Raw genomic sequence first — 268 nt, forward strand, 5'->3', positions numbered from 1 at the left:
CCCTGACCTGTGGCTCGCCGCCGTGGACGCCGACGCCTGGCGGTTCTACTACTGGCCGGGATTCCTCAACACCATGCGGGCGGCCGCCGTCAGCATCGTCGGCGCGTTCGCCTTCGGCCTGCTCTTCGGCGTGGGCCGGCTCTCCACGCTGCTGCCGGTGCGCGTGGTGTGCGGCGCCGTCGTGGAGTTCTTCCGCGCCGTGCCCGTGCTGCTCATGATGGTGTTCTTCTGGTTGTTGCTCGCCAACGCCGGCGCCGACTCGCCTTCC

General features: G+C 70.1%; 1 protein-coding gene. It reads left to right on the top strand.

Going from position 1 to position 268, the window contains the following annotated elements; all coding sequences use genetic code 11:
* A partial coding sequence (locus tag WDW90_RS39620; protein WP_336493058.1) for an ABC transporter permease subunit occupies positions 1–268 on the top strand: 268 nt, incomplete at both ends.

Origin of the sequence: Methylobacterium nigriterrae, assembly GCF_037106235.1 — a bacterium.
GTDB classification, from domain to species: domain Bacteria; phylum Pseudomonadota; class Alphaproteobacteria; order Rhizobiales; family Beijerinckiaceae; genus Methylobacterium; species Methylobacterium nigriterrae.